Genomic DNA, 13707 nt, shown 5'->3' on the forward strand with positions numbered 1-13707 from the left:
ATAGAAATAGCATCTTTAAATTAGAGAGAGAAGGTAGAAGCTATGGATTTATCATTCAGTGAATTTTTGATTCCTCAACCCATAAAAGGAAATGGCCAAGAATGCCTTACATTTTCTATCCCTGAATGGATGAATTTATCTGACACCTTCTCTATTCATACATATGAACAGTATCATCCAATCTATGTCATGCAGGCAATGGCTTCTTTATCACTAACAAATGAAAAGGAAGCCTTCAAAATTGTAAAATCATATTACTGCAAATGTACATCTGGAGTAGTTCAGAAACTCTTTGTCCTGGAATATTTATTCCGTTTAGGATGCATGGATTGGATTAAAACATTAATACTCGAAGATTCCTCCAACCCAGAAAATAATGAATTAAGAAATGTATTTTCTATTTATATTGCTCAGGCAGAGGCTCAGATCGATAACTCAGAGCTTATTGATCAAGTATTCAATCTGTCTTCAAGCTGTTTAGAAATTAATATTGCTTCTATCATTTCACATATGTATGGGATTAGTCAGTTAAGATTGCAAGAGCCACTCAATAAATTAATAAAGGCTGTCGAACCCATGCTTTTACTATGTAAAGAGGAGGATTTGCTGTCTATCTTTAAAATACAGCTTGGAGAAATGTATTTAGTCTCTATGTTATGCAGCAGCACAAATCCAGAGAACGTTCGAAACGCCTGCCAACAATACTTTAACAATAAAGATTTATTGCAACAATTCCCTACTCTGGAAATCAGCCTGTCTCACATCATAGCTCATTCTTATATGTTCGATAGCTTCCCTATAGCAAAAGAATGGGTTACGAAGGGATTAGCTCTGCTGAAAAATGTCCATATGCAACGCAGACCTTATTTGGAGGCTTCACTTAATTGTTCTTTGGATATATTCAGGAGCTTATGGCGCAGAGAATTGGATATACAACCGACATCCCCATCTGAAAAAGCCTATCGTTATATGGTGACTGGCCAAACACATCTAGGAAGCAAGATATTAGAGACTTTGCAAACAGAAAAAGGATCACTCACCCTTTTTGAACACTTTTATTTAGCTATTGGTAAAGGTCCTCATGAATTACGAGAGGCACAGAACCTTTTCATACATAGCCGTAATTACTATTATGCCAAGCTTATCGACTTTCATTTGTCACAGGCTCATACGAAAATATAGCACCATCCATTATTTTAAAGCCATCTAGCAATTTTAATTGCTCAATCAACTTGAAAACAGCAAAATCTTTATGCTTAGCCTCCAGCATACAATCAACTTGGCTTGTCAAATTATTATTCCCCTGCACTAATTCCATCATTTCTTCTTTTTGCACATGATCAGCATGTGCTTTTTTATTTTTTTCATTCTTCGGGGATGAAAGATGGACTTTAACAGGCAAGCTTGAATTACTCCAGGTTTGCACAATCCTTGGCCAGTGATCTTTCCAATCTCCCTGACAGTTTTGTTTATGATGGTGTAAATCAAATACCATTGGAATGGATAGTTTTTCACATAGGTAAAGGGTATCCTGTATGCCAAATAGCGTATCATCATTTTCCAATATAATCATTTCCTGAATATCCACAGGCACATATCCCCAATTATGAATAAATTGTTCAAGAGCTTGTTCCTTATCTTGATATAAACCACCAATATGTAATACACAACGATGTTTTGGCGATAATCCAAAAGCTTTTAGTAATCGAAAATGCATCCTTAATGTCTTAATTGATGTTTTCAAGATATTCTTATCTTCACTATTTAAAACAACGAAGTGATCCGGATGAAAATCAATTCTCATATGAGAATGCTTTTTTAGATATTCTTTAATCGCACTTGTTTCCTCTTTTATACCGGCCATATAGTTCCAATCTTCTAAATCCGGATGGTTGGCAAGTGGTATTAATTTTGAGGAAAATCGAAAGAATTGGATACCATTTACTTCATTATGAATTAATAAACGAAGGCAGTTTTTAAGATTGGTTTTTGCAATTTTCTCCAGTCTTTTTATAGCGGCTTCTCTATTTGCCAGCTTGCTGAATTGCGCATATGTCATTGTTTTTGAGGGGGATGCATTTTTCAATTCCATACTCATAGCTACATAACCTAAGCGAATAATAGTCATAAGATTTACTCACCTCCTATGCTTATTATGAACAATGGAAGGTAATTCATTACAAAAAGGCCAATCCTAATGTGTAGGATTGGCCTTTATTTAAATCTTATTTACTTGTGTTTTTTGGTTTAGAGTTTGAGTAAGACTTTCTGCGTCCACCTTGATTGGTGCTGCTGCTGCGTCTTCTGTCTCCGCCACCACGGCTATCTCTGTCTCCGCCTCTGTTATATGGACGTTTGCTTCCGCCACCTTTTCCGCCTTTATAGCCATCTTTGCGGAATGGAAGTGGTCTCTCTTCTGAGATGGTTACAGGCTTTTCATCCGGCTCTCTAATGAACAATTTCAATGCTGCAGCAACTAATTCCTCTGCAGTATGATCTTCTATCATTTCTTTAGCCAACGGAAGATATGCCGTTAAGTCCTCAGAAGAAACAACATTGTACAATTTTTCTTTTACAGTTCTTTGCTGTCCTTCAAGCGCATCTGTAACAGTTGGAGCTTTTATACGCTCCATTTTCTTTTTAGTGGTGCGTTCAACCACTTCAAGATAAGACATTTCACGTGGAGTTACGAATGTAACTGCCATACCTTCTTTACCCGCTCTTCCTGTACGTCCAATACGGTGAACATAACTTTCAGGATCCTGAGGAATATCAAAGTTATAAACATGAGTAACACCGGAAATATCAAGACCACGTGCAGCCACATCCGTAGCTACCAATATATCGACTGCTCCCTCTTTAAACTTGCGTAAGACTGACATACGACGTGCTTGTGTCAAATCACCATGGATTCCTTCAGCTGTATAACCACGTACTGTTAATGCTTCTGCTAATTCATCAACACGACGTTTAGTACGGCCAAATATAATAGCTAATTCCGGCGTATGGATATCAATTAGACGAGTTAATGCATCGAATTTTTCTCTTTCCGGAACACGTACATAATATTGGCTGATTGCCGGTACAGTCATTTCTCTCGCTTTTACACGAACTGTTTTTGGTTCATGCATGAATCTTTCGGCTATACGACGAATTGGATCAGGCATAGTTGCAGAGAACAATAGAGTTTGGTGATTATCTGGAACAGAAGATAGAATAGATTCAATATCTTCAATGAATCCCATGTTCAACATTTCATCTGCTTCATCAAGAACTACAGTATGAACATTGTTCAAACGAATTGTTTTTCTGTTAATATGATCCAACAGTCTGCCTGGTGTACCCACGATGATATGCGGACGTTTTTTTAACGCACGGATTTGACGAGTTATATCCTGACCGCCATATACTGCCAGAACGCGGGAACGGTTGCCTGCTCCGATTTTGTAAAGCTCTTCAGAAACCTGAATAGCAAGTTCACGTGTCGGTGCAATGATTAATCCCTGAATTTCGTCTCTTTTTACATCGATTTTTTCAATCATCGGAATTCCAAACGCAGCAGTTTTACCAGTACCTGTTTGAGCTTGTCCGATTAAATCCCCACCCTGCAATGCAAGTGGAATCGTTTCAGATTGGATTGGAGTTGCTTCTTCAAACCCCATGCCTTCTACTGCTCTTAATGTGTCGCTGCTAATTCCTAATTCACTAAATAATGTCATTAATTTTTCTACCCCCAAGATAGGTGTTATTTTAACAATTGCTTCAATATATTTTTCATTCCTGTAAAACAGGATTACGGTCAATTTAATCATGCCTGTTGCACAGGGTTCGATCTCACAAAAAAAAGCGGCCGTCAGTATCCCGGCAGCATGAGTTCATAAGTCCAATTCATTTGGAAAATTTTCATGAAACGCATGTATTTAACTTATGTTAACAAAAACAGACCGGGATTGCAAATAATCGCACTTGCAATATTCTATTATGCTATTTTTCCTGCTTCAAATCTTCAAGCTATTAACAGATACTTTTGTGGTTCTAAATTAGCTAATTTAAGAACTGTATTCTCCCTTTTTAAAGCCGTTGATGGGTGAAGAATAGGCGCTGCACACTAATCTTGTACACGATAAGCCGTTATAGTCACGATTTGTTTTAAATAAAATAGAGGTTTATAAACATATTTACAGAATTTTGTTTGTAGTACACATAGATGATTTATGCCAGGACTCGATTTATACAAAGCAATCGGATCTTGGTATCAAAATTAAATAAAATATTACATTTACCTACTAATCAATCGATTGATTAACTAACCTAGTTTAGTGTGCAGCATAAAAACGCCAATTAACTAATAAATAACCTCTATTTACATACAGTTATATATTACCCAGATTTCATTCAAATCATGCAGATATGTATGAAATTTTTAAAAATGTCATTCATCCTTAAAGAATGAATGACATCGTGGGATAGTATATCTTTAAGGTTTAGTCTTGAAGGCTACGAACGACTTCTTCAAGTCTCATCCCTCTCGAAGCTTTGACCAACACAATAGAATGTTCATCAATGACTTCTTTTAACTTCAATGATAATTGATCCTTATCACTGAAATGATAAATGCGTTCTTTATTCAAATTTTCTGCAGCACCTTCGGCAATCTTTTCAGCCAATTTACCATACGTAAAGACATAATCAATCTCCTCTGTGATTAATTCACCCATTTTGGAGTGATACATCTCTTCCTCTGGTCCCAATTCAAGCATATCGCCTAGTACAAGAATCTTCTTGCCCGTACCTGTCATCCTTTTCACTAATTCAATAGCTGCTTTAACTGAAGTCGGGCTGGCATTATAAGCATCGTTTATGATTTTTTCGCCTCTCGCTCCAAAGGATACTTCCATCCGCATATTAGATAGTTTTACTTCAGCAAGGCCTGTCGTGATTTGTTCCCAGGAGACTCCCATCGTTCTGCCAGCAGCTATCGCCGCCAATGCATTCAGCACATTATGATTGCCTAAGAGCGGCAATACGAAAGGATGATTACCATCTACATCAATTGTAAATTCCATTTCATTCTCTCCTGCTTTGCTTTGAACAGGATAATAGTCATTTGTTATGCTGCTGCCAAAGGTAATCTGTTTATAGGCATGCTTGGATACCCTGCTTAGCAGAAGAGGTTCATCCCCATTAAAAATGAGTGTTCCATCCTTCTTTAAACCCTCGACAATTTCCATTTTGGCGTCTGCAATTCCTTCGCGAGAACCAAGGTCAAGTAAATGCGCCTCACCAATATTAGTAATAATCGCTACATCAGGTTGTCCAATCTGCGAAAGGAGTGAAATCTCCCCACTGCTGCTCATTCCCATTTCTAGAATCAGGATTTCTGTATCTTCCGGAGCAGACAGAATCGTAAGTGGCAATCCAATGTGGTTGTTATAATTTCCACTTGTTTTATGTACCCGATATTTTGTTTTCATGATCGAGGCGGTCATATCTTTAGTAGTCGTTTTCCCATTACTGCCTGTAATTCCGACCACTTTCGTATCCAATTCATGTAAATATGCTTTAGATAACTGTTGTAATGCCTTTAAACTATCCTTAACAAAAATCAGTGCTCTGTTTTCAGGAGGATTCGGTGCATCTGATTCCCAAAATGTAGCAGCTGCTCCCTGAGCGAATGCTGCCTCTACATGATTATGTCCATTGCTATTTTCACCCTGCAAAGGAACAAATAGATTGCCTTCCTCGATTTTTCTTGTATCATTTGTTACTCCTGAAACAAGTATATCTTTGAAACCTTCATTTATGCTGCCATCTACCATAGCTGCAATTTCAGCCAATGTACGTTTGATCATATTAATCCTCCATTACCCTTTATCATCCCTGAAAAAAAACAGATACAGCCAATTAAATAATCGGCTGTACAGCATTCCTCTGCCGTTTAATTGAGTATGCATAACCCTATCAATAGTAATAAGCCGGAAATGATGTTCGTAAATCAACCCATCGAGAATATCTAATGCGCAGATTCTTACATTTCTCATTTATACAGCCAGGCTACATTATATTAAATAGTATATTTAATTTTTTGCTTTTCAGCATGTCTTTCAATAGCTAAATTAATCAGTTTTTCAATTAATTGCGGATATTCCACTCCAGTGTGGCTCCAAAGTAATGGGAACATACTGAATGGCGTAAATCCTGGCATTGTATTTACTTCATTAATATAAGCTTTTCCGTCATGTGTAAGGAAGAAATCTGCCCTTACAAGCCCGGAACAATCCAATGCTTTGTATGCCTTAATTGCCATGTCATGCAGCATTTGATATTCTTCCTGAGAAATCTCTGCAGGTATTACCAATGCTGTATCGCCATCTTCGTATTTGGCTTTATAGTCATAAAACGCTTTTTTCGGAATAATTTCCCCTGCAACAGAACACTCAGGATAATCATTTCCAATAACGCCAATCTCAACCTCTCTTGCAGTAACACCTTCTTCAATGATTACTTTTCGGTCGAATTGGAATGCCTCTTCAAATGCTTTATGCAGCTCTTCAGCATTTTCACATTTACTAATCCCAACACTGGAACCTAAGTTAGCCGGTTTAACAAAACATGGATATCCCAATGCTTTTTCTACCTCTTGGCATACCTTTTCTTCATTTCCGCTCCATTCTGAACGTAAATAAGAAACATAACCAACCTGCCCTAACCCAGCCTGGGCAAATATATTCTTCATGATTACTTTATCCATACCTGCTGAAGAAGCAAGAACACCATTTCCTACATACGGAATATTAAGCAGCTCGAGCAACCCCTGCACTGTACCATCTTCGCCATTAGGGCCATGTAATAATGGGAAAATAACATCGAATGCATCATCAGATCCGTTAGCGATAATACTGTTAAAACCAGTTGTTTGAACAGCCTGACTTCTGTGGTCAAATTCCAGCTCTTTAACAGATTCAACTGGTCCTTGTAATTGCGGTCCTTTAATCCATTCCCCCTCTTCATTTATGTAAATCGGATGTATCTCATATTTAGATGAATCCAATGCTTTGATGACTGCCATAGCAGTTTGCATGGATACTTTATGTTCAGCAGATTTTCCACCATATAATAATCCTAGTTTAATTTTCATTGAATTTACCCTCCGTTAATTGATACATAATATATTGTATCATTTCCTTTTCAGAACATTAAATTAATATGTGACAGGTACTTTTTATAGGAAAAACTTATATTCTTCTTATTATATGCATATTCGAACATAATTTGTGAACCTGAATATCTGTATAATAAATTAGGAAAACCTCCTTAATTTTACAGGAGGTTTATTTTCCATCTATGACCCATTCTTTCATTTTCTTCTGATAAACGAGATTAACAGTTTGCCGCTTTTGATAAATCGTCCTTAACTCATCTCTTAGCTCATCTTCATGCCGATAATCTCCAACAACCCATACTGGAATCTCGATAGTTTGTCTTGTTTGAATTGACTTATGAAAGCTAATGATTACGCCCTCATTAAACAAAGGGGATAACTGTTTCAGAATCTCTAAAGGGATTATTGCGTTCTCTGTTCTTTTTCTACCGCCAAGCCATAATCGATCCGGCTTATTTATCTCCACATGCTCAGGAATTAGCTTGGAAATTAACTGGTAAAAATCATTCCAATACCGGTAATAAACTTTATTATAAAAGCCATCCTCTAATGTTAAATAGACAAACCGATTATTTAATTTTGGATAAAAGGGAGATCTTAGATGGTTAAATGTATGTCTGAAATACAGGATTTCAGCGATTTCCCATGGAGCTAATTCTTCCAGCCCCTCAATATCCTCAAAATCAATCCAGCTTATATGCCCATACTCCTTCCCACTTTCTTTATAATATTTCTTATATGAGGGAAAGGAAACATAATTAAACTGTGTATGCATATCATATTCAACATCCATAAAAGGATGATCCAATAATAAAACATTTGGCGGCGGCTCTTTCAACGATTGCATAAAACTAAAAAAGTCTATGCCAAATGAAGCTACAAAATGCTCAGCTTCTTGTTTATGAAGGTATATAAAATCTCTTTTACCATGTTTCAATACAAACCCCTCCGGCATGTCTTCATCAATACGATGTTAGGTGGCTATTAGACTATTTTGATTAGTCAAGCCTACATCTAATTACCTATCCCCTGCTTATCCTATCGGTGTAAATAGTTTCTCCTTTATTCTAGACGATATTAAACCAAAAAAGATTCAAAAAACCGTAAAAAAATTATATTGTAAAGTTGTTGTAACATTGGTAATCCTTTAATCTGACCTGTAGCAAAAAGTGAGTAGGCACCAGCCTTATTTTTTAAATAAAGATTAAAATTATATAATCCCACTGTTTTAAAAGATTCAAACTTTCTCGTATAAAATTATAAGACTTTTTTCCCAACATTACTAAACTTACGCACCGTTTTAAATTATTTTACTTATTCGGAAAATACTACCTTTTTATTTTTGGTATTAACCGGAGCTTGACTCCATTCTTTTCATTTAGTTTCGTTAGATGATATGTCCCTGTAACCCAATCTTCCATTTGGTTTTGGTACCATTCGCTTCCCAATTGCCCGGACTGTCCTGGTCCGACTATATGTGAGGCCTTGGATAAATCAGAGAGATCCGCAATAAACCTCCATGATCCTCCATGATTAATAGTTCCCTTCGTATCGTAACCAGCTGCCTGAACTGTAACCGCACTTCCCCCACTCTCTAGTTCCCCCTTATAATTAAACACATATTGAAGAGGACTGACTGAGGATAGCGGATGCTTAAATTGAATTTGGTGATAATCCCCCCATCTCCAATTAGAAAGAACCCCTCCCTGTATCTCTTTCCCTTTTGTAACAGCTTTCTTCAAGCTGGTTTCCAGCACCGTCTTTAAGCCACCCTTGTCTTCAATCCAAATACTCTTTTCACCATTTAACGCTTTTCTAAGAAGCTGATCAACAGCTTGCTTTCTGCCTCTGAAAAGGGTGAGCATTTCTTCAGATATATCATCTGCGAATAAGGTGTCCGAGATTTCTGCCATCCATAGTTGGAAGAGTAACGGAGCTGCCATTTCTTTGTCATCCATGTAATTCCAGTCCTCTAAAACATCAATGGCCTCTGTTTCTTTAGTCTCTGATAGTTCTTCTATAAACTTCGGCAGGAACTCCTCCGCCTGCAGATTTCGCTGATCCATTTGCAAATTCTTCATCTCTTCAATCGTTAATTTATCATTGCCTGAAAGAACTTCATCAATCCTCATTTGGCGATAGGGCTGGGCCCAATCATGGCTTATATGATACGGATAGTGTTCATCTGTTACTTTATTGTTAGCCGTTGATATGTATCCTTTTTCAGCATTAATCGTACGCGGTAATTCGTTGTATGGAATATATCCAACCCACTCATTTTCTCCCGTCCAGCCTTCTACCGGTAAAAGAGCATCCTGCTTATCTTTTCGAATAGGAATCTTCCCATTAGCCTTATAAGCAATTGTTCCTTCCTTTGAGGCAAAGACAAAATTTTGTGCCGGCGATTCAAAATCCTCCAGCGCTTTTTCGAATTCGGTCCAATCTTTTGATTTACCCATATTAAGCACGGCTTCCAGCTCATTTGAGGGTTGCAAAGCGGTCCACTTTAAAGCCAAAACATGCTCCTTGCCAACACTTCCTAAAAATTCTGAGATGACAGGCCCATGACGTGTAATGGTTATTTTAAAATCCTCCGATTTCTGTCCTTTTATCTTTATCTTCTCATGAATAACCTGAGCTTTTTCCCATTCTTTTTTGTAAAGAAATTCATCTTCCTGTTCAGGGTTTCTCTTCTCAATATATAAATCCTGTACATCAGGACCCACATTCGTAACTCCCCATGCAATAGTTAGGTTATGACCTAAAATGATTCCAGGAATACCGGCAAATATGACACCGCTAACATTATAGCCAGGCCCTTCCAAATGATTTTGATACCAAACAGAGGGGGTGGCCAAAGATAAATGTGGATCATTCGCCAATAATGGTTCTCCAGATTGGGTCTTCTCACCTGAGACTACCCAATTATTGCTTCCGTTATATTCATTCGGGACAACAGAAGAAGATAAACTGCCTTCTATGTCGAGTTCATCCTTGGTTATATTCACTGGTGCTCCTGCAGGGTAGCTTGGGAATAGTTCATATGCTTTTTCCTTCGGGAAACTTTGCAGCAAATAGTGACGAAAAGCCTGACTGTTCCAGTTTCCTCCCAAATCAAAAGCCATATACTTACCAATCGTCAGTGAATCAATCGGAGTCCACTCCTCTGGCTCATACCCAAGAAAGGTAAATTCTATCGGCCATTTCCCTTTGGCCTTTTTTTCTTTTATGTAGGCATTTACACCCTCAGCAAATGACTGAAGTATTTCTCTTGCCTCCGGTGAATAGGATTCATAAGAATCTTCAGCAGCTCTCCTCAAACCTAGCGTTCGGAAATATTTATCGTTTTTAAGCATGGCTTCCCCTATTACTTCACTTAATCTGCCTGATGCCTGCCTTCTTGATAAATCCATTTGAAACATCCTATCCTGAGCCTGTACATAACCTTGGGCAAAAAATAAATCCTGTGTATCATCGGCCTTTATATGCGGAACTCCTTCTTGATCACGCAAAACCTCTACCTCATTATGTAAACCCAAAAGTTCAAGTTCACCTTCCATTTGCGGTAAAGGCCGTTTAACAAAATAAACCGCTCCCAGTGAACCAATTATAAGAATGACTACTAAAATAGCAATTACCCATAAACTAATTTTCTTCCCCTTTGACACCCGTTTCCTTGGAATCTTCATTTCCATAATATCCCACCTCTCATGCTTTTTACATTCTATAAAAGATGAGAGTTTCCTTTATTTGTTTTAAACCATTGCCTCAGCTGCTTATACTTGTTATACAACGCAAAAAAATGCCGACACATACCATGTCGGCATTTCCTCACTCTATTTACTTTAGCTTAATTCGTTGAAGGCGCAGGGCATTTAAGACAACACTCACCGAACTGAATGCCATAGCACCACCTGCCAACCATGGGGCGAGCAGTCCCATAAACGCCACTGGAATTCCAAGGGTATTATAGCCAAAAGCCCAAAATAGATTTTGTTTAATATTACGCATCGTCTGCTTACTTAAATAAAACGCATCTGCAATTCCATTTAAGTCGCCCTTCATCAAGGTAATGTCCGCTGCTTCTATTGCAATATCTGTACCTGTTCCGATAGCAATACCGATATCGGCCAACGCTAGGGCCGGAGCATCATTAATTCCATCGCCGACCATCGCTACTTTTCTTCCTTCAGATTGGAATCTTTTAATCTGATTCGCCTTTCCTTCTGGAAGAACTTCAGCAATCACATGTTGAATACCCGCCTGCTTTGCGATTGTCTCCGCGGTGCTCTGATTATCTCCTGTAATCATCCACACCTCGATGCCCATATCCCTTAGACGTTGCACCGCCTGTCCGGATGTCTCTTTAATCGTATCAGCAACAGCAATGATACCAGCCACATTTCCATTCACCGCGGCAATCATCGCCGTTTTCCCTTCTTTCTCAAGATCCTCCATAAAAGGCTGAGTTGAGGTGATATCAAGCTGATTAGCCGTCATCCATTTTCTCGTTCCTACCAGGACTTTATCCTGCCCAACAGAAGCGCGAATTCCAAATCCAGGAGTACTTTGAAAATCTACTGCCTCTGTAAGCTCCAGATTATGTTCATGGGCTGCTTCGACTATTGCCTGTGCTAGAGGATGCTCGGATGGTTTCTCTGCTGCCGCTATGAGTTTTAACAGTTTTTCCTGCTCCCAATTTCCGATTGGTATAATATCCGTTAAAATCGGTTTACCATTCGTTATTGTCCCTGTCTTATCCAACAGTACGGTATTAATCTGATGAGCGGTCTCTAAATGCTCTCCGCCTTTAAATAAAATACCAAATTCAGCTGCCCGGCCAGACCCAGACATTATGGATGTCGGCGTAGCCAACCCTAACGCACATGGACAGGCTATTACAAGAACAGCAATCATATTTTCTAGTGCCGTAGTGAAATTTCCACGATCCACGATAAAATACCATGCTATAAATGTCAAAACGGCTATTCCCACTACAATCGGAACAAAGATACCTGATATTTTATCCGCTAACCGCTGAATTGGAGCTTTCGAACCCTGTGCCTGTTCAACCACTCTAATAATTTGGGATAGGGCTGTATCTTTACCCACTTTAATGGCTTTCACCTTTAATGCACCATTTTTATTAATGGTGGCTCCGAAGACTTGGTCCCCTGGATTTTTATCAACCGGAACACTTTCACCCGTTAACATGGATTCATCCACAGCTGAGCTGCCATCGAGCACTTCACCATCTACTGGAATTCTCTCTCCGGGTTTCACATAGATTAAGTCCCCTACTACTACATCGGCAAGCGGAACTTTCACTTCTTTTTGATCACGAATGACAATCGCCGTTTTAGGCTGCAAGCCAATCATCTTCTTAATCGCATCTGATGTACGGCCTTTTGCCTTAGCCTCAAATAATTTACCCAGTAAAATTAAAGTTATTAAAATGGCACTTGTTTCAAAATAAAGATGCGGCATCTCAGCATGATGATGCCCACTTTTTACTATAGATTCATATAAACTATAAAAATAGGCAGCAGATGTACCAAGCACCACTAATACATCCATGTTGGCACTGCCATTTCGCAGAGCCTTATAGGCCCCTTTATAAAATTGCCAACCAATAATGAATTGAACAGGTGTCGCTAAAGCCAACTGAACCCACGGATTCAGTAAAATATCCGGTATATACATCCAGGAGGTAAAAGAAAAATGGGCTACCATCGTCCATAATAGTGGCAATGAAAGGAAAGCAGCTGCTATAAACCTAAGCTGTTGTTTTTTTATAGCCGATTGCCTCGGGTCTTCACTTTCCTGTTTATGCTGTTCCTTTGGTGAAGCACCATAGCCTAGTTTTTCTATTTTGGCAATGAGATCTTCCTCAGATAACTCACTGCTAGAATATTCAATCGTGCCTGATTCCAAGGCCAGATTTATATTGGCAATTAAGACACCCTCCGTCTTGTTCAATACCTTTTCAATTCTTGCTGAACAGGCGGCGCAGGTCATTCCGGTAATCATTAGTTCCGATACTCTAGTCGTAACCCCGTACCCTAGCTTTTCTATTTTTCCTCTTAAATCGTTCGCTGATAAGAGAGTAGGATCATAAAGAATAGCAGATGTTTCAGTGGCTAAGTTCACATTTACCTCTTTAACTCCCTCCATTTTCCCCAGTACCTTTTCAATCCTTGCTGAACAGGCGGCACAGGTCATTCCCGTAATCTGCAAATGGACATGCTTCATAAACTCACCACCTTATTGTTGAACTTGCATTATTTAAATAGGGCGTGGCTTAGCCTATTAATTCGAATCATATATTAATCGACATCATATCCTTGTTCATCAATAGATTCTTTAATTGTTTCTAGATTAACCATTGCCGGGTCATATTGGACTTCCACTTTTCCCGTATCCAATGTAACCTTCACAGAACTAACTCCGTTTAACTCACTTACACTGCCTTCGACTGCTTTCACACAATGCTCGCAGGACATACCTTTTACATTTAAGATCGTTGTTTCCATTTTAAATTCCTC

General features: G+C 38.5%; 9 protein-coding genes. 1 reads left to right on the forward strand and 8 read right to left on the reverse strand.

The window, feature by feature from the left end:
- Nucleotides 1-42 precede the first annotated feature (42 nt).
- Complete coding sequence (locus AC4BHA_RS16675) at nt 43-1182, forward strand: AimR family lysis-lysogeny pheromone receptor (RefSeq protein WP_490558936.1); 1140 nt, start codon at nt 43-45, stop codon at nt 1180-1182.
- Here AC4BHA_RS16675 and uvsE read toward each other — a convergent pair.
- From uvsE to copZ, 8 genes are all read right to left on the reverse strand, one after another.
- Nucleotides 1142-2128 (reverse strand): UV DNA damage repair endonuclease UvsE, encoded by a 987-nt coding sequence (gene uvsE / locus AC4BHA_RS16680; protein ID WP_066102482.1) that lies wholly within the window; start codon nt 2126-2128, stop codon nt 1142-1144. The genes AC4BHA_RS16675 and uvsE overlap by 41 nt on opposite strands.
- Nucleotides 2129-2225: 97 nt before the next feature.
- A complete protein-coding gene (gene cshA / locus AC4BHA_RS16685) occupies nt 2226-3719 on the reverse strand; it encodes a degradosome RNA helicase CshA (RefSeq protein ID WP_066102485.1) in 1494 nt (497 codons plus the stop codon).
- 765 nt (nt 3720-4484) lie between these two features.
- Nucleotides 4485-5852 (reverse strand): UDP-N-acetylmuramoyl-tripeptide--D-alanyl-D-alanine ligase, encoded by a 1368-nt coding sequence (locus AC4BHA_RS16690; protein WP_490558937.1) that lies wholly within the window; start codon nt 5850-5852, stop codon nt 4485-4487.
- 212 nt (nt 5853-6064) lie between these two features.
- Entirely contained in the window at nt 6065-7138 is a 1074-nt protein-coding gene (locus AC4BHA_RS16695; protein WP_066102491.1) for a D-alanine--D-alanine ligase, read from the reverse strand.
- A 193-nt stretch (nt 7139-7331) separates the two neighbouring features.
- Nucleotides 7332-8099 carry a hypothetical protein gene (locus tag AC4BHA_RS16700; protein WP_077247991.1) on the reverse strand — a complete coding sequence of 256 codons (768 nt, stop codon included), beginning with the start codon at nt 8097-8099 and terminating at the stop codon, nt 7332-7334.
- Nucleotides 8100-8490: 391 nt separating this feature from the next.
- Nucleotides 8491-10857, reverse strand: a complete 2367-nt coding sequence (locus AC4BHA_RS16705; protein ID WP_490553705.1) for a penicillin acylase family protein — start codon at nt 10855-10857, stop codon at nt 8491-8493.
- A gap of 145 nt (nt 10858-11002) precedes the next feature.
- Nucleotides 11003-13414, reverse strand: coding sequence for a heavy metal translocating P-type ATPase (locus AC4BHA_RS16710; RefSeq protein ID WP_490558938.1), 2412 nt, complete (start codon nt 13412-13414; stop codon nt 11003-11005).
- A gap of 74 nt (nt 13415-13488) precedes the next feature.
- A complete protein-coding gene (copZ, locus tag AC4BHA_RS16715) occupies nt 13489-13695 on the reverse strand; it encodes a copper chaperone CopZ (protein WP_066102503.1) in 207 nt (68 codons plus the stop codon).
- Between the last annotated feature and the right edge of the window lie 12 nt (nt 13696-13707).

This window comes from Pradoshia sp. Z3_51, assembly GCF_058215915.1.

What these genes read in the sequence shown, in the direction of transcription:
- copZ (WP_066102503.1), bottom strand. Translation starts at nt 13,695, where the DNA reads ATGGAAACAACGATCTTAAATGTAAAAGGTATGTCCTGCGAGCATTGT.
- uvsE (WP_066102482.1), bottom strand. Translation starts at nt 2,128, where the DNA reads ATGACTATTATTCGCTTAGGTTATGTAGCTATGAGTATGGAATTGAAA.
- AC4BHA_RS16705 (WP_490553705.1), bottom strand. Translation starts at nt 10,857, where the DNA reads ATGGAAATGAAGATTCCAAGGAAACGGGTGTCAAAGGGGAAGAAAATT.
- AC4BHA_RS16695 (WP_066102491.1), bottom strand. Translation starts at nt 7,138, where the DNA reads ATGAAAATTAAACTAGGATTATTATATGGTGGAAAATCTGCTGAACAT.
- AC4BHA_RS16675 (WP_490558936.1), top strand. Translation starts at nt 43, where the DNA reads ATGGATTTATCATTCAGTGAATTTTTGATTCCTCAACCCATAAAAGGA.
- cshA (WP_066102485.1), bottom strand. Translation starts at nt 3,719, where the DNA reads ATGACATTATTTAGTGAATTAGGAATTAGCAGCGACACATTAAGAGCA.
- AC4BHA_RS16710 (WP_490558938.1), bottom strand. Translation starts at nt 13,414, where the DNA reads ATGAAGCATGTCCATTTGCAGATTACGGGAATGACCTGTGCCGCCTGT.
- AC4BHA_RS16690 (WP_490558937.1), bottom strand. Translation starts at nt 5,852, where the DNA reads ATGATCAAACGTACATTGGCTGAAATTGCAGCTATGGTAGATGGCAGC.